A 21,240-nucleotide genomic window follows, 5' to 3' on the forward strand; every position below is an offset into this window, starting at 1 on the left:
GCTTTGCCGCATTGATCGGATCGTTCTGCGACGGCGGCGGCGGCAGGGGGATGCGTGGCGCATCGTCGTCGATCGACCGGATGCGCGGGGCGGCATGCGCCGGCACATAGTTGCGGCGGATGCGGAACGGATATTTCAGCGCATCGAGCAGCGAAAGGTTTTGTCCACGCGGCCTGGCGGCACGCCGTTCGGCGACTTTCCGTTCGGCTTCATAGCGGGCAAAGTCTTCTCTCGACAGGGTGACGGCAAGGCCGAGGCGGCGCATGGCGGCCACCGTGTCGGAAATTTTTGGTTTTGGCTTTCGCGGACGGAACGGCGGCAGCGTCACCACGATGCCTTGCGCTGTCGCGATGATCAGGCGGCGGGCTGCGGATTCGGCCGGACGCAAGAGCAGAAGAATGGCGCGGTAGAGGTGGCGCGGCAGGCAGAGCGCCGCGGACGGCTTGTTCCTCCCCGTCTTCCCCGCCCGTCCTGGCCTTGGGGCGACAGCGGCTTCCCCGAGCACCAGCGACAGCGGCTTGCCAAAACCCATCTCGGCCATGCCGACGAGCATCAGCAGGATGTGCTTCAGCGCTCCCCGGTATCGCTCGATTGTCGTACTCGCGTCTCCAAACTCCAATGCCGCCTCCTCCGGACAAGGCCGGCATTCAATATGGAACATATAGGGAACAAATACAAGTGTCATAAGAAAATAATCCTTGATGATGACGGAAAGCCGAAGCGGCCATCACTCTGTCAGCGCAACACATTGAAAAGATTTGATTTTCGGAGGCAGCAGCCCGCCTCCCGGCCTGGGCGCGAGGCCGTTCGAAAAGAATGTCATGCTTGCAAAACCAAGCAGAAACAGATGGTTAGCTGCAACCCGTTTGGATTTTTGCGGAACAAGCATGACCAAGGAGGCCGACAAGGCCGGCAAAAGCGGTGATTGGGGCGATCCGTGCCGCCGGGCATCGCGCAATAAGCGGCGACTTCCCTTGTGGCCATCATATTCACGCATCCTGGATTTTAGCTGCGGCTCGCCAGTCATACGGCGCAGCAGATTCCGCACCGGCTTTGTAGCTTTGAGTGCGAGGCGTGGATTCCCGACACTCTTCGCTCGCTCACGAGGTCGGGAATGACGACAATCATGGTTTGCCTCGGCTAATCTCCGACGTTGACGCTTCGCTCAAACGGAAGACATCGACGATTAGCTGAAACGGCCCGTGACTGTCGTCATTCCCGACCTCGTGAGCGAGCGAAGCGAGCGGTGAGTGTCGGGAATCCAGGCCTCGGAGGTGGCGACGCCAGAGCCGGCAAAGAATCGGGTGAGTCGGCCGATCAGCGAGTCATAACCAAAATCCGAGATGTATGACTACGATAGGCCCCGGAGGTCCGAAGGACGCCCGAAGGGCAGGAGTGGGGCTTTCGGGTTATCAGGTAGACCAAGTAAAACTGTTCCCGGAATTGCCGGAGCCATCTGATCTCTTTTTGTTCCAGAATTCGCTTGGCGGCCGGCTGCGCCCGCGCTAGGTCTTTCGCGTGACCGACCAGAGCCGCGTCCTGTCCGCGAATGCCGCCGCGCTGCTGCCCGAACCATTCATAAAATGGTTTTCGCAGCGTGGCTGGTCGCCGCGCGCCCATCAGGTCGAGCTTCTGGCAAAGGCGCAGGCCGGCAATTCCGTACTGTTGATCGCGCCGACCGGGGCCGGCAAGACGCTGGCCGGCTTCCTGCCCGCGCTGGTGGATTTGGCCGTCCGGCCGAAGCGCAAGCCGGGAGAGGCGTTTCGCGGCGTGCATACGCTCTATATCTCGCCGTTGAAAGCGCTGGCCGTCGACATCGAGCGCAATCTAACCAAACCCGTTGCCGAGATGGGGCTGCCGATATCGATGGAGACGCGCACCGGCGACACGCCGGCGCACAAGCGCCAGCGCCAGAAGCTGTCGCCGCCCGATATATTGCTGACCACACCCGAGCAGTTGGCGCTGCTGATCGCATCGCCGGACGCCAAACGGTTTTTCGCCGGCCTGCGCTACGTCGTGCTCGACGAGTTGCATTCGCTGGTCACGTCGAAGCGCGGCCATCTCCTGTCGCTGGGTCTCGCCCGCTTGCGGCGCTATGTGCCTGGCGTCCAGGCGATCGGCCTGTCGGCCACGGTCGCCGAGCCGGACGAATTGCGACGCTGGCTGGTGCCGCAGGGGTCATCCTTCCCCCTTGAGGGGAGTGAGGAGGCGCGAATGGCTGATCTCATCACAGTGTCGGGTGGCGCCAAGCCGGATATTTCCATCCTGGATTCCGAGGAGCGCGTGCCGTGGGCAGGGCATTCCTCGCGTTATGCGATACCGGAAATCTACGACGCCATCAGGAAGCACGGCACGACGCTGCTTTTCGTCAACACGCGCAGCCAGGCGGAAATGCTGTTTTCGGAACTGTGGCGGGTCAATGAGGACACGCTGCCGATCGCGCTGCATCATGGGTCACTCGACGTCAGCCAGCGGCGGCGTGTCGAGAAGGCGATGGAGACGGGGAGCCTGCGCGCCATCGTCGCCACCTCGACGCTCGACCTCGGCATCGACTGGGGCGATGTCGACCTCGTCGTGCATGTCGGCGCGCCGAAAGGCGCCAGCCGGCTCGCCCAGCGCATCGGCCGCGCCAATCACCGGCTCGACGAGCCAAGCAAGGCGATCTTGATACCGGCCAACCGCTTCGAGGTGCTGGAGTGCCGGGCGGCGGTCGAGGCGAACTATCTCGGCGCGCAGGATACGCCGCCGCTGGTGGATGGCGCGCTGGACGTGCTGGCGCAGCACATATTGGGCAGCGCCTGTGCGGAATCCTTCGACGCCACGGAACTGTACGAGGAGGTGAGGGGCGCGGCGCCCTACGCCGCGTTGTCGCGCGAGACCTTCGATCGCGCCGTCGATTTCGTCGCGACCGGCGGCTATGCGCTTCGCACCTATGAACGCTACGCAAAAATCCGGCTGACCAAGGAGGGCAAATGGCGCATCTCGCATCCGCGCTTCGCCCAGCAGTACCGGCTGAATGTCGGCACCATCGTCGAGGCGCCTTATCTGACACTGCGTTATGCCCGCTCGGGCAGGGGCGTTGCGTCGCGCGGCGGGCCGGTGCTGGGAAAAATCGAGGAAGGTTTCCTGGAATCGATCTCGCCGGGCGACACGTTCCTGTTCGCGGGAAAAGTTTTGCGGCTGGAAGGCATCCGCGAGACGGAGGCGTTCGTGTCGAATGCCGTCGGCAATGATCCGCGCATCCCGGTCTATGCCGGCGGAAAATTTCCGCTCTCCACCTACCTCGCCGACCAGGTGCGCGGCATGCTGGCCGATCCCGCGCGCTGGAAGGCGCTGCCGGACCAGGTGTCCGACTGGCTTCGCCTCCAGTCCGAAAAATCGGTGCTGCCGAGGCGCGGCGACCTGTTGGTCGAGACGTTTCCGCGCGGCAACCGGCATTACATGGTCTGTTATCCCTTCGAGGGCCGTCTGGCGCACCAGACGCTCGGCATGCTTTTGACGCGGCGGCTGGACCGCGCCGGTGCCCGGCCGCTGGGTTTCGTCGCCACCGACTATTCGCTGGCGGTGTGGGGGCTGGACGACATGGGCGCGCTGTTCAAAAGCGGAAAACTGCCGTTGTCACAGTTGTTCGACGAGGACATGCTGGGCGACGATCTGGAGGACTGGCTGGCCGACAGCTACCTGTTGAAGCGCATGTTCCGCAATTGCGCGCTGATTTCCGGCCTGATCGAGAAACGCCATCCCGGCCAGGAGAAGAGCGGGCGGCAGGTGACGGTTTCAGCCGACCTGATCTATGATGTGCTGAGGGCGCATGAGCCGGACCACATCCTGCTGCAGGCGACGCGGGCGGACGCCGCGACCGGCCTGCTCGATGTCAGGAGACTGGCGGAGATGCTCTCGCGCATTCCGGGCCGAATCGTGCATAAGAATCTGGACCATATCTCGCCGCTGGCGGTGCCCATCATGCTGGAGATCGGCAAGGAGCGGGTGCCCGGCGAGGCCAACGAGACGCTGCTCGAGGAGGCGTCGCTGGTCGAGGAAGCCATGGGCAACGCATGACCGCAGTACAGCTTTTCAGGGGCAGGGAAGGGGACGGCGCCACCGAGTTCGCCGGCGAAAGCGCTGTCTGCGACTGGCGCGGCGCCCTGTTCTTTCCCGATCTCGCGTTGCTGGCCGTCTCCGACCTGCACCTCGAAAAGGGCTCGTCGGTCGCGCGCCGCGGTTCGCTGGTGCCGCCCTATGACACCGCCGCGACGCTTGCCCGGCTGAAATCGGCGATCGACGAGTTCGCGCCGAAAATCGTCGTCAGCCTCGGCGACAGTTTTCACGATGGCGAAGGCTCCGCCCGCATGCCGGACGTTTTTCGCGATGCGCTGGTCTCGCTGATGGCGGGACGCGACTGGTTCTGGGTAAGCGGCAATCACGATCCCGATCCGCCCAAGGGCGTCGGTGGTGAAAGCGTGCGAGAATTGTCGGTAGGCTCGCTGCTGTTCCGTCACGAGCCATCAAAGGATGCCGGCGAAGGCGAGATCGCGGGGCACCTGCATCCTTGCGCCCGCATCGTCCAGCGCGGCCGCTCCGTGCGCCGCCGCTGCTTCGCCGCCGACGGCAGGCGCATGATCATGCCCGCCTTCGGCAGTTATACGGGCTCGCTCAACGTGCTCGACCGCGCCTTCGCCGGCCTGTTCCGCCGCGACGGGCTGATGGCCTATATGCTGGGCGCCGATCGCACCTATGCCATTGCTGGCAGGATGCTGCGGCCGGGCTGATACGCTTTTCAACTCGTCGACGCGAAGGCGAGCAGCAGCATGGCGACCGCGCCGACCGTCAGGATAATCCGCAGGCGCCCATACCATTCCGGAAGCTTGTTCCTGTGGGTGGCCAGTGCATCCCACGCGCCGAGCGCGGCGAAAGCTACCGCCAGGATGGCGAAGGAGAGCGGCACCGGCACGACCACCGCTATCCAGCCGATGAATGCGGGCGGCAGGGCCAGCCACAACTCGCCCGGTCTCTTGTCCGCGCCTTCGGCCGTAAGTCCTGCGCCCCAGCGGACGCCGCCGAGAAACGACAGCACGACCGCGCTGTAGACGAGCAGCAGCAGGATCGTGCCGCTCCGCCAGGGATGGTCGGGTGCGATGCCGTAGAGCCAGAGCGACAGCACAATGAACGGCGTAAGCCCGAGCCAGCCAGCAACACGGCCGGCGGCCTGGAATGGACCGTCGGCCTCGGCCGCCTGATCCTTCATCTCTTCGGCGGCGTGATTAGTCACGGCGGAACACCAGGCGGCCGAGCCAGCCGGTGACGATCGCCAGCCCGACGGCGCAGATGCCGTAGAACAGGCTGTGGTTGTTGGAAAGCCTGAACAGCATCTGCTCGAAGCCGGACTTGACGATCGCCAGTTGCGCCGACGTTTCCTTGATGAAGACGCCATTGCGGAACAGGAAGGCGCGCGCCTTGTGTGTGCCGACGGGCACGTCCGGCGCGAGCCTGACGGTGGCGCGAAACAGGTTCGACGACAGGAACTGCACGCCGCCGACCCGTTCGTTGAAGAGGCCGACTGCCTCCTTGCGATCGCGCAGCGCCGCCCGGAACCTATCCAGCGTCGCCGGCGGCTGGCCCTCCTCGGCGGGCTGGATATGCAGAAAATCCGGACCGAGCGCCAGACGCTTGTAGGCGATCGGATCGGCGATGTCCTGCGGCGGCCGTGTCGTGGCGATCGAGTAGGATTCTGGCACGTTGACGAAAGTCTCGGACTGCGTGTTGACCCAAATGCCGAGCACCCGTTCCTTTCGCCGCACCGTCACCGGCCGCGCCGGTCCTTCCAGCACGACGATGACGTCGTAGCGGCCCTGGCGGGTGATCGTCGGGTCGGGGTTTTCGAGTGAACCGAAGATGGTCAGGTCGGCGCCTGAGAAGTCGGCGGTGATGCGGATGACGTCGGTCGACAGGCCGATCTGGATGCCTTCCGGCAGCCGGTCCGCGGGCTCCTGCGCCGACGCCGATCCGACGGCGCAGAGGAAGGCAAGGGCGAGGAGGGATGCGCGCGGCCGTGGCATCGTCAGATCCCGGGAGCCAGCGAGTAGATGTTGGGAGGCGGCAGGAACAGGTCGAAGGCAAGGCGGATGGCCACCGCCAGCACCAGCAGCGCCAGCAGCGCCCGCAACTGCTCGCCCCGCAGCTTTTGCCCGGCCTTGGCGCCATACTGGGCGCCGGCGACGCCACCGACCATCAGGATGAAGGCGAGCACCACGTCGACGGTCTGGTTGGTCGAGGCGTGGACGATGGTGGTGTAGGCGGCGACGAAGATGATCTGGAACAGCGAGGTTCCCACCACCACGTTGGTCGGAACCTTCAGCAGGTAGATCAGCGCCGGCACCATGATGAAGCCGCCGCCGACGCCCATGATCGAGGAGAGCAGGCCGATACCGGCCCCTAATCCGAGGATCGGGATGACGCTGACGAACAGTTTCGAGGCGCGGAAGCGCATCTTCAGCGGTAGCCGGTGGATCCAGTTGTGCTGGCCGGGACGCTTCAGCGAAGGCGGGACAGCGCCCCCACGCGAGCGCCTGATCGCATTGACGCTTTCGACCAGCATCAAGCCGCCGACCGTGCCCAGGAACACGACGTAGATCAGCGAGATGATGAGGTCGAGCTGGCCAAGGCTTCTGAGCAGCGAGAAGATATAGATGCCGATCGTCGACCCGAAGATGCCGCCGACAAGCAGCACCGTGCCCAGCTTGAAGTCGAGCGTGCCGCGTTTGACATGGGCAAGCGCTCCCGAGAAGGACGAGGCGATGACCTGGTTTGCGCCGGTCGCGACCGCGATTGCCGGCGGGATGTTGTAGAAGATCAGCAGCGGCGTGATCAGGAAACCGCCGCCGACGCCGAACATGCCCGACAGGAAGCCCACCGCTGCGCCCATGGCGAGCAGGACCAGAACGTTGACCGACATTTCTGCGATCGGGAGATAAATGCCCACCCGGAAACTCGACTGCAAATGCGGTACGGCGAAGCGTGCCGAAAACACCTTCGTGACTAGTAAGCACATGCGCCGACATTGCGGCGAAGTCAAACTTCGCCGCAAAGCCGAAACAAAAATTATCTCAACAGGTTAAATTCGCGCGAGGCGGTGAGTTCGGCCCCGCGGATTCGCAACGCTATTTCTTGGCGAGCAGCGTGCGGACGAGCTTTTCGTCGATCTCGCCGGTAGGCGCCATGTCGTTGTCCTTCTGGAAGGCCATGATGGCGTTCTTGGTCTTTTCGCCCATGACGCCGTCGGCGCCGCCGGCATCGTAGCCGTTCTTGTTGAGGATGCGCTGGATGTTGCCGATCGCCTTCTTCATGTCGATGCCGGCGGATTTCATGTCGACGGCGGCCGTGGTGTCGGGGCTTTCCTGCCAAGATTCGGGAATCTCGACCGAGTTGGTCTCTGGGTCGACCGGCTTGGCCTTCCACAGGTCGACCATGCCGCGCGCCTTCTCCAGTTGCTCGGGCCGCAGCGAGTTGGCGATCTCGTCGCGTTTGGTGGCCGCGTCGCGGTCGCCCGCCTTGGCGGCCAGCGCGAACCATTTGTAGGACTCCTCCAGGCTCTGCGGCATGCCGACGCCTTTCGCAGCCAGGATGCCCAGGTTGAACTGGCTGTCCTTGACGCCGAGGTCGGCCGCACTTGCAAACCAGCGCGCGGCGGACTCGTTGTCGGTGGTGCCATCGGCGCCCATCGCGTAGAGCACGGCAAGATTGTGCATGGCGCTGGCGTTGCCCTGTTCGGCGGCAAGCTGGTACCAGGTCTTGGCCTTGCCGACGTCGCGTTCGACGCCGAGCGCCTTTTCGTAGAGGTTGCCGATGCGGTACTGCGCCGGCGCGAAGCCGAGTTCGGCCGACTTCTCGTACCAGGTGGCCGCCTGCTTCATGTCCGCCTTGACGCCGCGTCCGTCAGCATAGCGCGAAGCAATCTCGAACAGCGCCTTGGCGTCTCCGGCCTCCGCGGCCTCGCGCAGGGCGATCGGCCCGGCATCCGCCGGGATTCCGGCGATGTGGGCCGGCGTCGGTTCTCCGGTCGCGGCTGTGGGTGATGCTTGCGCCGGCGTGGGCTCGGTGGCGGGCGTGGCCGCAGCCGGGGGCGCGGCGGCAACCGGGGCATCGGCCGGGCGGACATCCGCGTCAGCGGGCGCATCCATAGCTTCCTGCGGTTCCTCTATCGGCAGCGCCGCTGTCTCGACGCCCGCAGCCGCCTGCTCGCCATTCCCGCCCGCCGTATCCGGCAGCGCCGGGCTGGCCGCAACGTCGGCGGCCGCGGGCTCGGAAGCCGACGGTTCGAGCGTCTTTTCGCTGCTCGCCGTCTGCATCGGCTGCTCGGCGACGAGCGGAATGGAAGCGGCGACGACCGGTTCGTCGCCAGAGAGATAGGCACTGCCGAGCTGCATGCCAGCCAGGACGACCATGATGGCGGTCGCCGCCAGCAGGATCGGCTTGCGCTGCGTCTTCAGGATCTGGCCGATTTGCGAACCGCGCGAGGCGCGCGGCGTGCCGGCGCCACGCTTGTGCACCTCGGCCTCAGCCGCGGCCGCCTGGGCCGCGCGGCGGGCCGCGGCGATGAAATCCGACTTGGCGGCGTCGGTTTCCGAGGACTTGGCTGTCTGGCCTCGTTCCTCGCGCACCCGCTTCATGATGGCGTTAAGGTCTGGCGCGCCCGACCCCGGCTCGAGAGGCCGGTTGGCGATCTTCGGATCGAGGGGCTCGTCCAGCGCCGGTTCGACCGTCTGTTCGGCGGTCATACTCGGTTCGGCCGGCGGTTCCTTCTTTGCTACGGCCACGGTCTGCTTGCGGCCAAGAGCACGGGTCAGCCCGCCGAGCAGGGAGCGCGCGGTCTTTGCGGCGGGCCTCTTTTCATCAACTTCCCCATCGATTGCCGCGATTGCCGCCTCGGCCGCGGCTTCGGCGGGCGTGCGGGTCGTGGCGGGCGTGATCTTGGCCGGCTTGCTTTCGCTCGGCCGCGACGCGGAAAGCCCGCTATCATTGTGATCAGCATGCAGAGGCGGCGTGCTGCCGAGTTCCATCATCCGGGCCGGCGCCGGGGCCGGTACGGGACGCACTGGGGCGGTTGGCGCGACCTCCGCTGCGTCCATGGCCCCAAGCCTGTCGACGATCTTGATCAGCGTATCGTGGATAGCCTCGAACGTCTTGGCGTTGCGGTCGTCCGAACGCCGCGTCAGCGATTCCAGTGCGCGCAGATCCTCGGCAAGCCCGGTCACCGCGACGGTGTGGTTCTGCGAGCCGTCCAACGTCCTGACGGCATTTTCGGCGGCCTGGCGCGCCGCATCGAGGATGGAATCGCGGCTGCCGGCAATCGCGCGCTCCAACTCGTCGAGCCGCGGGCCGATGTCCTCGAATTCCGGCAATGGCGCGGACGGCCGGTTGAGATGATCGGCGAGCGCAGCCACCTGGCTCTCCAGGCTGCGGATGAGCCGGGGATCGATTCCGGCGAATTTGGCGGCGGAGGCATCGATGCGTTCCGAGATGCTCTCCAGCCGGTCCTCGAGCTGACGGATCGCCTCGCCGCTGCTATCCGCCGGCGTGCTGGCGATCTGGTTGGCGAGATCCGAGAAACGCGCATCGATGACATTCATGACACGCGTCGCGTCGAGCGAGTCGGCAGCGCGCACGTCGATGCGGTCGGCAACCTCGTCAAGTCTCCGCTCCAGATCACGGAACATCAGGTTGCCATGCTCGATGGCGTCCCCCTGACGCCGCTCGATCATCGCCGACAGAACGTCGAAACGCTGGTCGATGCTGTTGAGCATCGCGTCGTGATCGGCTGCCGGCGTCTGGTCGATCTTCTCGGCGACGGCGAAGACCTGCCGCGACAGCCGGTCGATGGCTTCCGCGGGCAGCCCGCCTTGCGCAGCGAGATCGTCCACCCGCTGCGACAGCGTGTTCAGCCGGGTGATGACTTCGGCGGTTGGACGGTCTTCCACGACCTCGTCGATCTGCCGGGCGAGCGCGGAAATGCGTGCCTCGATGCGCTGGAATGGTTCCGGATCGAGATGCGGAACCTGTGCCGCCGCAGTGGAAGCCACGATGGCGCGCGAAATCTCGTCAAGACGCTCCTCGATCAGATGAAAGGTTTCGGGCGCCTGGCTGTCCTGCTGGCGCACGAAATGGTCGATGGCTCCGGCCAGCGTCCGGACCTTTTCCTCGAGCGAACGCAGCGACAGCGATTCGGGCAGGTTGTTGACCGCCTCGCTGATCATCTGCAGTCGGTCGGACAGCGCCGCGATTTCCGGGTCGTGTGCGCTCTGCCGAGCGTCGACGCGGCTTTCGAAAGCCGTCCAGCGGCGGTCGAAATCGTCCCAGCGGCGGTCCGATGACCGGACCGTGTCTTCTCGCGCCAGCGTGTCGAGCGCGCCGCGCACCTGCTCGATGTCGTCGCGAAGCGCATTCATGCCCTTGTCGTCGGTGCGTTCGGAAAGTTCCCGCACGCTGCGCGAGATGCGGTCGAGTTCCGCGGCGAATTCTGATCCGATCGCCGCGCCGCCGGTCGAGGCCATCATGCGGCCGATCTCGGCGCGCAGCGTCTCGAATTCGCGCTGCATGTTCGAAGCCATCTGCTGGCGAAAATCCTCGCGCAGGCTCTTCAACTCGCCGGCGATCCGGCTGGCGGAGGCGACGCCTTCCTCCTGGCCGCGCACCCTGTCCAGGTCGCGGGCCAGCGACTGGTAGGGCGCCGGCGTTTCGGCTCGCCGCGCTGGCGCCGGTTGAGGCGCGCGCGGCGTTTCGCGATAGGGACGGCCGCTCTCGTAGACCGGGGCGGTTCGCGATTGCCTTGCGCTGTCGTCGCGGTCCCGGCCGAAGCCGTCGAGCGCTTCGCGCGAGCGGTCAAGCCGGCTTTCGAGATTGTGGAGTGATTGGGTGATCTGGTCGAGCGTGGTGCCCGGCCTGCGCTCCCGGCCTGCGTTCAGGGTATCGAGATACGACCGTCTGTTGTTCATCGAAACGCCCATTCGCCTGTGCCGGCTGGACCGGCCTGCTCCCACTCTCCTCGGGAAACGAAGCGTTCGGCTGCGATGGAACCAGTCTCCAACGACATGCCCGCTTCGAATGTTCGTGAAGAATTCGCTACAGGATAATCACGAGAGCCCGACATGCGCACATTTCGCCCATCGTGGTAAACAAGATGTTAACCAAGCTTAATTTTGCGCGAAGGAACGCGGGAAAGGGCTCCGCGGCGCCTTTTCTGCGCAAGCGCTAATTCAACCTCTGGGCGCTTGCTACGTAGCGTAAGGGTCTCTATATGCGCGCCTTCACTTACGTTAACGTAAAAGGCGGACCTTGCGGCTCGCCGACGTTTGTCTCAACCTTCGCGAAAGTCGTGACCCCCGAACGGCTTTCGTCTGAACATCCGGTCAGGCCGCGATGTCAGCCGGGGATAGCTGGAAGAAATGATGAAACCAATGAGGGTCGGCGAAGACGCCGGCATGGCATCCGGCGTTTTTCCGGAGATCGAGGATGGCGAAGACGCCCTCTTCAAGATCGGTGAAATGGCCAAGATCTACAGCGTGACGCTGCGCACGCTTCGCTTCTACGAAGACAAGGGGCTGCTGCACCCCAAGCGCGAGGGCAGCACCCGCCTCTACACAAGGCGTGACCGGGCGAGGCTGAAACTCATCCTGCTCGGCCGCAAGATTGGCTTCTCGTTGCGCGACGTGAAGCAGATGATCGACCTCTACGACCCGACCGGTTCCAACGCCAAGCAGTTGCGCCTGACGCTCGACAAGTCCGAGAAGCAGCTCGGCCGCCTGCAGAAGCAGCGTGCCGCGCTGGACGAGGCGATCGAGGAGCTGGGCTCGCTGATGTCCGTGGTGCGGCGCATGCTCACCGAGCGTTCGGTGGCGGTCGCCAATAGCAACGTGAACTGACAGGCCGCCTCGAAGCGCGTCGCGCTTTGACTTTTTGGACGGCATACAATCCTGATGGGCGGCGGATCGAACAGTCCGCCGCCCATCGCATTTTTGGCTTCGGAATCGGCTTTCACGCGATTGACGTTTACGCAAACGTCAATTAGTTTTCTCCCACGATCCGTCCAATACGGCCGTGCGCGCGCAATCCGCCCGATGGCCGACGCCATGCGATCAAGGAGGAAGCATGCCGACCTATAAGGCACCGGTTCAGGATACGCTGTTCGTGCTCAACGAGGTGCTCGGCTACGAGCGCTACTCGAACCTGCCAGGTTTCTCCGACGCCACGCCTGACGTGCTGGAAGCCATTCTCGACGAGGCGGCCAAGCTCGCGGAAAACGTCATGCAGCCGCTCAATCGGGTCGGCGACATGCAGGGCTGCGAGCGTCACGATGACGGCTCGGTGACCACGCCGAAAGGTTTCAAGGACGCATTCGACCAGTACCGCGCCGGCGGCTGGATGGGGCTGGGGGTGCCGTCCGAATTCGGCGGCCAGGGCCTGCCTTATTGCGTCCACTCGGCGGTCGGCGAATACATGATCTCCGCCAACATGGCGCTGATGATGTATGCCGGCCTGACGCAGGGCGCCATCGCCGCGATCCTCGTGCATGGTACTGAAGAACAGAAGCAAAAGTATCTGCCGAAGATGGTCGAGGGGTTGTGGACCGGCACCATGAACCTGACCGAGCCGCATTGCGGCACCGATCTCGGCCTGCTGCGCGCCCGCGCCGCGCCGCAGGCCGATGGCAGCTACAAGATCTCCGGCCAGAAGATTTTCATCTCGGCCGGCGAGCACGATCTGTCGGAAAACATCGTGCATCTGGTGCTCGCCCGCATCGAGGGCGCGCCGCAGGGCGTGAAAGGCATATCGCTGTTCATCGTGCCGAAATTCATCCCCAACGAGGCCGGCAATCCCGGAAAACGCAACGGCGTCTCCTGCGGCTCCATCGAGGAGAAGATGGGCATCCACGGCAACTCCACCTGCGTCATGAACTATGACGAGGCGGCGGGCTGGCTGATCGGCGACGAGAATGCCGGGCTGAAGGCCATGTTCACCATGATGAACGAAGCGCGCCTCGGCGTGGGGCTACAAGGACTGGCCGTCGGCGAGGCCGCCTACCAGAACGCGGTTGCCTATGCGAAGGAGCGGCTGCAAGGCCGTTCGCTGTCCGGCCCGAAGGCAGCGGACAAGCCGGCAGATCCGATCATCGTCCACCCCGACGTACGCCGCAATCTGATGACCATGAAGGCGTTCAACGAGGCCGGCCGGGCTTTCGCGCTGTGGACGGCGATCCGCTCCGACGTCGCCCACCGTTCCGGCGACGACAAGGACAAGCAGGACGCCGACGATGCCCTCGGCCTGATGACGCCGATCGTCAAGGGCGTGCTGACCGACAAGGGTTTTGAGCACGCCGTTGCCGCCCAGCAGGTGTTCGGCGGCCACGGTTATATCGAAGAACACGGCATGAGCCAGTTCGTGCGCGATGCCCGCATCGCCATGATCTATGAGGGTGCCAACGGCATTCAGGCGCTCGACCTCGTCGGCCGCAAGCTTGCCATGAATGGCGGCCGCGCCATCCAGAACTTCTTCAAGGAAGTCGGCGAGTTTTGCGAGGCCGGCCGCTCCGACGAGAAGATGGCGCCGTACACCAAGGCGCTGAAGAAGGGGCTGAACGACCTGCAGGCCGCGACCATGTGGCTGATGCAGAACGCCATGGCGAAACCCGACAATGCGGGTGCGGCCTCAACCGATTACATGCATCTCTTCGGTCTTGTGTCGCTTGGCTATATGTGGGGCCAGATGGCCAAGGCGGCGCAAAACAGGCTGGCAAACGGCGCCGGCGACGCTACATCCTTCTACGAGAACAAGCTCGTCACCGGCCGCTACTTCATGGAACGCGTCATGCCCGAGACCGCGGCCCACCTCGCCCGCATCTCGTCGGGCGCCGACACGATGATGGCGCTGCCGGCCGAGGCGTTCTGATCTGGCATATATCTAAACTCTGTTCATGCTTGAACAGAGTGGCTATAAGAAACAACCGGCGAAGACGCGACGGGAGACGCTCTTGGCGACCGATCCGACCGAAATTCTCGACTTGCCGAAGCCCGCCTGGGCGGCGGACGACGTCGCTATGCTCTACGATATGGCGCGCCGCTTCATGGCGGACGAGATCGCGCCGCGCTACGACGAGTTCGAGAAGAACGAAATGGTCGACCGCGCCTCCTGGGAGAAGGCCGGCGCTGCCGGGCTGCTCTGCGCCTCCATGCCGGAAGAATACGGCGGCTCGGGCGGCAGCTATGCGCATGAGAGCGCCATCATCGAGGCGATCGGGCACGCCGGCGTCGACGGTTTCGGCATCGTTCTGCACAACGCCATCGTCGCGCCCTACATCCTCCAGTACGGCTCGGAGGAGCAGAAGAAGACCTGGTTGCCGAAACTCGCCACCGGCGAATTGATCGGCGCCATCGCCATGACCGAGCCGGGCGCTGGCTCCGACCTCCAGGGCGTCAAGACGCGCGCCGAGAAGGACGGCAACCACTACCGCATCAACGGCTCGAAAACCTTCATCACCAATGGCCAGCACGCCAATCTCGTCATCGTCGTCACCAAGACCGACCCGGCGCAGGGCGCCAAGGGCGTCTCGCTGATCGTTGTCGAGACCGACGGCGCGGAAGGGTTCGAGCGCGGCCGCAACCTCGACAAGATCGGCCTCAAGGCCAACGACACCTCCGAACTGTTCTTCAACGATGTGCGCGTGCCGACCGCCAACCTGCTCGGCCATGAGGAAGGGCAGGGGTTTGTGCAATTGATGCAGCAACTGCCGCAGGAGCGGCTGCTGATCGGCGGTCAGGCCATTGCCATGATCGAGCGGGCGCTGGCCGTCACCATCGACTACGTCAAGGAGCGGAAGGCCTTCGGCAAGCCGATCCTCGATTTCCAGAACACCCAGTTCAAGCTGGCCGAGTTGAAGACCGAGGCGACCATCGGCCGCGTCTTCTACAATGACTGCGTCACCCGCCATGTGGCCGGCGGCCTCGACCCGGCGACCGCTTCGATGGCCAAATACTGGCTGACCGATCTTCAGGGAAAAGTGGTCGACGAATGCCTGCAACTGTTCGGCGGCTATGGCTATATGAACGAATATCCGATCGCCCGCATGTTCCGCGACGCCCGCGTGCAGCGCATCTATGGCGGAACCAACGAGATCATGAAACTGCTGATTGCTCGAAGCCTATAAAGGAACGTGTCGTGGGAGCCTGGGGGTTTAAACCCTTCGAAAATGACGATGCCGCCGACTTCGTCGCGGAGTTCGAGCAGGAAGGCGTTGTGGCAATATCACGCGCTCTTGATGCGGGGTGCGGAACGGGTGGCTACGTTGAAGCCCCCGATGGTTCCATGGCCTTGGCCGCCGCGGCAATCGTCGCTGCTGCCGGCGGAGCATCGGGTCTTCTTTCCGAGCCTGCCGAGTCAGCGCTCAAAGGTGTTTCCAATTGGCAGGCTCTGACGGGATTGAAGGGCAAGGCGTTCAAAGCGGTTGACTGCGTCAGCGGCCAGAATTCGGAACTTATGGAACTTTGGAACGAAGCCGAACCCGCCAATGCGGCAGGTTTCAAGGCTGAATTGAAGCGCTTGCGTGAGGCACTACGCTAGACGGAGGCTCACGCCACCGGCAACGGACCGACTGGGTGCTCCTGGGGCACCCGCGAATGAGTAAGAAAGGAATGATCATGGCCGAAGCCTATGTCTATGACGCCGTGCGCACGCCGCGCGGGCGCGGCAAGAAGGACGGATCGCTGCACGAGGTGCCGGCGGTGCGGCTCGGCGCGAAAGTGCTGGAAGCCGTCCGCGACCGCAACGGTCTGGATACGGCTGAAGTCGACGACATCATCTTCGGCTGTGTCGATCCGGTCGGCGAGGCGGGTTCCGTGATCCCGCGCTCGGCCGCCTTCGAGGCGGGTTACGACACGAAGGCTCCCGGCATGCAGATTTCCCGGTTCTGCGCCTCCGGCCTCGACGCGGTGAACCTTGGCGCGGCAAAAATCGCGCAGGGGGCCGACGAGATCGTGATCGCCGGCGGCGTGGAATCGATGTCCCGCGTCGGCATGGGCATGTCCGGCGGCGCCTGGTTCATGGACCCCTCGGTGGGCCTGCCCGGCTGGTTCATGCCGCAGGGCGTGTCGGCCGACCTGATCGCCACGAAGCACGGCTTTTCGCGCGATGACGTCGACGGTTATGCGGTGGAGAGCCAGAAGCGCGCCGCCCATGCCTGGGAAAAGGGGTATTTCAAGAACTCCGTCATCCCGATCAAGGATCAGAACGGCATGACCATCCTGGACCGCGACGAGCACATGCGGCCGGGCACCGACATGCAGGCGCTGGGATCGCTCAATCCTTCCTTCGTCATGCCCGGCGAAATGGGCGGCTTCGACGCGGTCGCGGTGCAGCGCTATCCGGAACTGGAGGAGATCAACCACGTCCACCATGCCGGCAATTCTTCCGGCATCGTCGATGGCGCGGCGGCCGTCCTGCTCGGCTCCAAGAAGGCCGGCAAATCCATGGGCCTGAAGCCTCGCGCCCGCATCAAGGCGTTCGCCAATATCGGCTCCGAGCCGGCAATGATGCTTACCGGCCCGGTTGACGTCACCGAAAAGCTGCTGAAGCGCGCCAAGATGAAGCTCAGGGATATCGACCTGTTCGAGCTCAACGAGGCCTTTGCCGCTGTCGTGCTGCGCTACATCCAGGCCTTCGAGATCGACCCGAAGGAGATCAACGTCAATGGCGGCGCCATCGCCATGGGCCATCCGCTCGGCGCCACCGGCGCGATGATTTTCGGCACGGTGCTGGACGAACTGGAGCGGCGCGACCTCAACACCGCGCTGGTGACGCTCTGCATCGGCGCCGGCATGGGCACCGCGACGATCATCGAGCGGGTGTGATGGCGGTTGCCATCAACCGCAGGCTGGCGCTTGCCGGCATCGGCGCGGCCATCGTCGTCGCGTCGGCCGCCGGGACGGCTCCCGAGGCTTCGGGTTCGGAGAAAACCATGCGCCTTACCGGAACCGTATCCTACGCCGAAAAAGGCCTGCTGCCGGCGGGCGTCCTGAAAATCCGGCTGGAGGAGCAGGGCGTCGCCGACAAGAAGGCAAAACGCATCGCCGAGGTCGAGGTGAAAAGCAGCGGGCAGCACGACAGCATTCCGTTCGAGATGCAGGTGCCGCGCACCGAACTCGAGACGGCGGTGCGCCCCGGCTTCACGGTGCGGCTGGAGCGTGCCGACGGCTGGCTGCTCGCCATCAACCCTCATGCCGCATTCCATACGGGCGACGAAAAAGTCTCCCTGACGATCAACCCTGTTGTCTATTGAGAGGCCCGACGATGGCTGACTACACCAACTTCACCGTCGAGACCGACGCCGATGGCATTGCGCTCGTCACCTGGAACATGCCCGACCGCTCGATGAACGTCTTCACCGAGGAGGTGATGGACGAGTTGGAGAAGGTCATCGACCAGGTCGCCGCCGACGCGACGATCAAGGGCGCGGTGATCACCTCCGGCAAGGACAGTTTTTCCGGCGGCGCGGATCTCAACATGCTGAAGCGCATGCTGGGCATTTTTCATGCCGAGAGGGCCAAGGACCCGGAAAACGCGACAAAGCTGCTGTTCGACGGCGCCGGCCGCATGGGCTGGCTGTGGCGCAAGCTGGAGACGTCGGGAAAACCGTGGGTCGCGGCCATCAACGGCACCTGCATGGGCGGCGCGTTCGAACTGTCGCTGGCCTGCCACGGACGCGTCGCCGCCGACGGCGACAAGGTCAAGATGGCGCTGCCCGAGGTCAAGGTGGGCATCTTTCCGGGCGCCGGTGGCACCCAGCGCGTGCCGAGGCTGGCCCAGACGCAGGATGCCTTGCAGATGCTGACCACCGGCCAGACGCTGACGCCGAAGCGGGCGAAGGCGATGGGGCTGATCCACGAGATTGCAGCACCGGAAAAGCTGATCGAGACCGCCAAGGCGATGATCAAGGGCGGGCTCAAGCCAGTCCAGCCCTGGGACGAGAAGGGTTTCAAGATTCCCGGCGGCCCGGTCTATTCGGCGGCAGGCGCCAATCTCTGGCCGCCGGCCATCGCCATCCTGCGGCGCGAAACCTACGGCAACTACCCCGCGCCGATCGCCATATTGAAATGCGTCTATGAGGGGCTGCTGGTGCCGTTCGAGACCGGCCTGCGCATAGAGCAGCGCTATTTCACCGAGATCATGCAGACGACCGAGGCGGCGATGATGATCCGCTCGCTGTTCGTCTCGCTGCAGGAACTCAACAAGGGCGCGCGCCGGCCGCAGGGCGTCGCCCCGACCAAATTCAAGAAGATCGGCGTGCTCGGCGCCGGCTTCATGGGCGCCGGCATCGCCTATGTCACGGCCAAGGCCGGCATTCCGGTGGTGCTGCTCGACCGCGACGTGCCCTCCGCCGAGAAGGGCAAGGCGCATTCCGAAGGCCTGATCACCGAGGCGGTGGCGAAAGGCCGCGCCAAGCCGGACGAGAAGGAAAAGCTGCTGTCGCTGATCACGCCGACCGACGACTATGCCTTGCTGGATGGCTGCGACCTCGTCATCGAGGCGGTGTTCGAGGATTCGGAAGTCAAGAAGGCTGCGACCGAAAAGGCGGAAGCGGTGCTGAAATCCTCGGCGGTGTTCGCCTCCAACACCTCGACCATTCCGATCACGGGCTTGGCCAAAAACTCGGGCCGGCCGAAGAATTTCATCGGCATCCATTTCTTCTCGCCGGTCGACCGCATGATGCTGGTCGAGATCATTCTGGGCAAGAAGACCGGCGACAAGGCGCTGGCCGTGGCGTTGGACTATGTGCGCGCTATCGGCAAGACGCCGATCGTCGTCAACGACACGCGCGGCTTCTACGTCAACCGCTGCGTGCTGCAATATATGGCCGAATCCTACCGCATGCTGATCGAGGGCGTTCCCGCGCCGATGATCGAGAACGCAGCGAAAATGGCCGGCATGCCGGTCGGCCCGCTGGCGCTCACCGACGAGACGGCGATCGACCTCGCCCAGAAGATCATGCGCCAGACTAGGCGCGACCTTGGCGAGAAAGCGGTCGACCCGGCGCAGATGGCGTTGATAGACACGATGGTCGACACCCATGGCCGGCATGGCCGCAAGAACGGCAAGGGTTTTTACGACTATCCGGCCAAGCCGGCGAAGAAGAAGCTGTGGCCGGGGCTGAAGGATCTCTATCCGCAGCTTGTGCCGGAAAAGGTCGATGTCGAGGAACTGAAGCAGCGTTTCCTGGTCACCATCGCGCTGGAAGCGGCGCGTGTGATGGAGGAAGGCATCGTCACCGATCCGCGTGAGGCCGATGTTGGCTCGATCCTCGCCTTCGGCTTCGCGCCCTATAGCGGCGGTGCGCTGTCCTACATCGACGGCATAGGTGCGGAGAAATTCGTCGCACTGTCGAAGACGCTGCGCAAAAAATTCGGCGACCAATTCAAGGCGCCGAAACTGCTCGCCGACATGGCGGCCAAGGGCGAGACTTTTTACCAGCGCTTCGACCCCTACGCGAAGGGCGAGGAGAAGGCGGCGGCCTGACAGCTGAAGCATGTATGTCTGGGCGCGGTTTGCCCGCGTAGCGGCAACGACGAAACGTCGCGGCCGCTACGAGTTGGGTTCGGCAAGCACGCTGACGTTTCGATGTCTGCCGACCGACATCGACTTCAACCTGCATCTCAACAATGCGCGCTACATGATGCTGGCCGATCTCGGCCGCATCGATATTTTTCTGCGCAGCGGCCTGTGGGCGCTGGCGCGGGAACGGCGCTGGGCGCCGATGCTCGGCGGCCTGCAAACCGTCTTCGCACGCGAGATCCGCCTGTGGCGGCGTTTCGACGTGGTCTCGTCGCTGGAGACCTGGGAAGGCACGGCGATGATCGGCCGCCACCGTTTCGTCCTGGACAACGGTGCGACGGCGGCGATCATCCTGACCACGGCCGGCATTTACGACCGGCGCGAGCGGCGTTTCGTGCCGATCGGTGACCTCGTCCGTCTGCTCGGCTACGATACGTCGCCGCGCCCGCTGACGGAGGCGGAGAGCGCTTTCGTCGCATCGCACCAAGGATTGCGGGCTCTTGCGAAAGCGGTGATTGAGCGTCCGCCGCAAGCGGCCATGACCATATCGCCGGCCGGAATCCCGTTGAAAGTGTCTTAAGCAAGTTTGGCTAGTTTTCCTTCGCTTGGGCAAGCGCGCTGCCGTCGGCCGCCGCGCGGAATCGGGAGAGGCACGTGGAGAGCATCCTCCACTTTCTCAGTGAACGCGTTGACTCGTGGAAGACAATGGCCGCCAGCCCTAAGATGCTGTGGGTCACTGCGTTTTTCGCGCTGCTCCTCGTCATAGATATCGCGCGTCGCGGCTGGCGGCTGTCATGGTCGCGCCGGGCGGTGGAGGGCGTCTTCGCAACCGTCGCGATCTTCCACATCAACTTCATCCTGCTGCCGTTGGTCTGGCTTGCCGCCATAGGCATCGAGGCGGTCTATGCACGGATCGGATTTCCAGCCATTCCGGCCGACTTCTGGTCCGGAGTTCCGCTCTGGCTCCTGGCGTTCATCGCGGTGTTCAGCCACGATTTCGCGAACTACTGGAACCATCGCCTGATGCACACGTACTGGTTCTGGCCTGTGCATGCGATCCATCACTCGGACCCGGACGTGAACGGGCTGACGGCCTACCGCATCCATATCCTCGAAGCGCTGGTGATGTGGAGTTCCTACACGATCCTGCTGACATGGGTTGGCTTGCCGGCCGACGCCATCGGCATCGGCGCCATCCTGATTTCGCTGCACGTCGTCTACGTCCATATCGACGTCGATTGGCACCACGGACCTTTCAGGCTGCTGCTTGCGTCGCCGCGCTTCCATCGCTGGCACCACGCCGACGTGGCGGAGGCTTACGGCAAGAACCTCGCCAACATCTTCCCGGTTTTCGACTGGATGTTCGGAACCTACCGCGTTCCCGGCCCGTGCAACGGGCCGCTCGGCGCGGCCGGCGTGCCGCAAAATGACGTGGCGCGGCTGATGGTATGGCCGATGACCGAGTGGCTGAAGCTCGCCGGCGAGGAGATCGCCGCGGTCCGATCCCGCTTTCTTGCCCGAAGCGGGAAGGCCGGCGCGCCGGAACGGGAGACCCTCGCCGCGACGGATCCGGTCGCCGGGCCGAACGCCGGCATCTAGGGCTTTTCGGTGCGGCCGCGCACCCGCGGCAAGAAAGTTCTGCAAGGCTTG

15 protein-coding genes and 1 pseudogene are annotated in these 21,240 nt (G+C 64.3%); 11 read left to right on the plus strand and 5 right to left on the minus strand.

The window, feature by feature from the left end; all coding sequences use genetic code 11:
- Positions 1–619, minus strand: a pseudogene (locus ACH196_RS09505) (hypothetical protein); the annotation flags it as partial.
- A gap of 899 nt (positions 620–1,518) precedes the next feature.
- Here ACH196_RS09505 and ACH196_RS09510 point away from each other — a divergent pair.
- Positions 1,519–4,059: a ligase-associated DNA damage response DEXH box helicase gene (locus ACH196_RS09510; protein ID WP_396646647.1), complete on the plus strand. Its 2,541-nt coding sequence runs from the start codon at positions 1,519–1,521 to the stop codon at positions 4,057–4,059.
- The gene (gene pdeM / locus ACH196_RS09515; RefSeq protein WP_396646648.1) at positions 4,056–4,769 is read left to right on the plus strand and encodes a ligase-associated DNA damage response endonuclease PdeM; all 714 of its coding nucleotides are present in this window, start codon (positions 4,056–4,058) and stop codon (positions 4,767–4,769) included. Before ACH196_RS09510 ends, pdeM begins: the two co-directional genes overlap by 4 nt.
- A gap of 8 nt (positions 4,770–4,777) precedes the next feature.
- Here the strand turns inward: pdeM and ACH196_RS09520 are convergent, their stop codons facing one another.
- From ACH196_RS09520 to ACH196_RS09535, 4 genes are all read right to left on the minus strand, one after another.
- On the minus strand, positions 4,778–5,269 hold the full coding sequence (locus ACH196_RS09520) for a DUF3429 domain-containing protein (RefSeq protein ID WP_396646649.1): 492 nt from the start codon (positions 5,267–5,269) through the stop codon (positions 4,778–4,780).
- Positions 5,262–6,056 (minus strand): TIGR02186 family protein, encoded by a 795-nt coding sequence (locus tag ACH196_RS09525; protein WP_396646650.1) that lies wholly within the window; start codon positions 6,054–6,056, stop codon positions 5,262–5,264. The genes ACH196_RS09520 and ACH196_RS09525 overlap by 8 nt, the downstream gene beginning before the upstream one ends.
- Positions 6,057–6,058: 2 nt before the next feature.
- Entirely contained in the window at positions 6,059–6,979 is a 921-nt protein-coding gene (locus tag ACH196_RS09530) for a sulfite exporter TauE/SafE family protein (protein ID WP_396646651.1), read from the minus strand.
- A gap of 178 nt (positions 6,980–7,157) precedes the next feature.
- Positions 7,158–10,988, minus strand: a complete 3,831-nt coding sequence (locus ACH196_RS09535) for a peptidoglycan-binding protein (RefSeq protein ID WP_396646652.1) — start codon at positions 10,986–10,988, stop codon at positions 7,158–7,160.
- A 462-nt stretch (positions 10,989–11,450) separates the two neighbouring features.
- Between ACH196_RS09535 and ACH196_RS09540 the strand changes: the two genes are divergently transcribed.
- The 9 genes from ACH196_RS09540 (at position 11,451) to ACH196_RS09580 (ending at position 21,189) form a co-directional block, all read left to right on the plus strand.
- Entirely contained in the window at positions 11,451–11,915 is a 465-nt protein-coding gene (locus tag ACH196_RS09540) for a MerR family DNA-binding transcriptional regulator (protein WP_396646784.1), read from the plus strand.
- Positions 11,916–12,141: 226 nt separating this feature from the next.
- Positions 12,142–13,938 (plus strand): acyl-CoA dehydrogenase C-terminal domain-containing protein, encoded by a 1,797-nt coding sequence (locus tag ACH196_RS09545; RefSeq protein WP_396646653.1) that lies wholly within the window; start codon positions 12,142–12,144, stop codon positions 13,936–13,938.
- 148 nt (positions 13,939–14,086) lie between these two features.
- A complete protein-coding gene (locus tag ACH196_RS09550; protein ID WP_396646785.1) occupies positions 14,087–15,193 on the plus strand; it encodes an acyl-CoA dehydrogenase family protein in 1,107 nt (368 codons plus the stop codon).
- Positions 15,194–15,204: 11 nt separating this feature from the next.
- Positions 15,205–15,606: a DUF4259 domain-containing protein gene (locus ACH196_RS09555; protein ID WP_396646654.1), complete on the plus strand. Its 402-nt coding sequence runs from the start codon at positions 15,205–15,207 to the stop codon at positions 15,604–15,606.
- Between the two features lie 77 nt (positions 15,607–15,683).
- Positions 15,684–16,892 carry an acetyl-CoA C-acetyltransferase gene (locus tag ACH196_RS09560; RefSeq protein WP_396646655.1) on the plus strand — a complete coding sequence of 403 codons (1,209 nt, stop codon included), beginning with the start codon at positions 15,684–15,686 and terminating at the stop codon, positions 16,890–16,892.
- Complete coding sequence (locus tag ACH196_RS09565) at positions 16,892–17,320, plus strand: YbaY family lipoprotein (protein WP_396646656.1); 429 nt, start codon at positions 16,892–16,894, stop codon at positions 17,318–17,320. Before ACH196_RS09560 ends, ACH196_RS09565 begins: the two co-directional genes overlap by 1 nt.
- A gap of 11 nt (positions 17,321–17,331) precedes the next feature.
- Positions 17,332–19,554, plus strand: coding sequence for a 3-hydroxyacyl-CoA dehydrogenase NAD-binding domain-containing protein (locus tag ACH196_RS09570; protein ID WP_396646657.1), 2,223 nt, complete (start codon positions 17,332–17,334; stop codon positions 19,552–19,554).
- A gap of 10 nt (positions 19,555–19,564) precedes the next feature.
- Complete coding sequence (locus ACH196_RS09575) at positions 19,565–20,170, plus strand: thioesterase family protein (RefSeq protein WP_396646658.1); 606 nt, start codon at positions 19,565–19,567, stop codon at positions 20,168–20,170.
- A 125-nt stretch (positions 20,171–20,295) separates the two neighbouring features.
- The gene (locus ACH196_RS09580; protein WP_396646659.1) at positions 20,296–21,189 is read left to right on the plus strand and encodes a sterol desaturase family protein; all 894 of its coding nucleotides are present in this window, start codon (positions 20,296–20,298) and stop codon (positions 21,187–21,189) included.
- Positions 21,190–21,240 lie beyond the last annotated feature (51 nt).

The organism is Mesorhizobium sp. IMUNJ 23232, from assembly GCF_044326205.1.
In the GTDB taxonomy this organism is placed as follows: domain Bacteria; phylum Pseudomonadota; class Alphaproteobacteria; order Rhizobiales; family Rhizobiaceae; genus Kumtagia.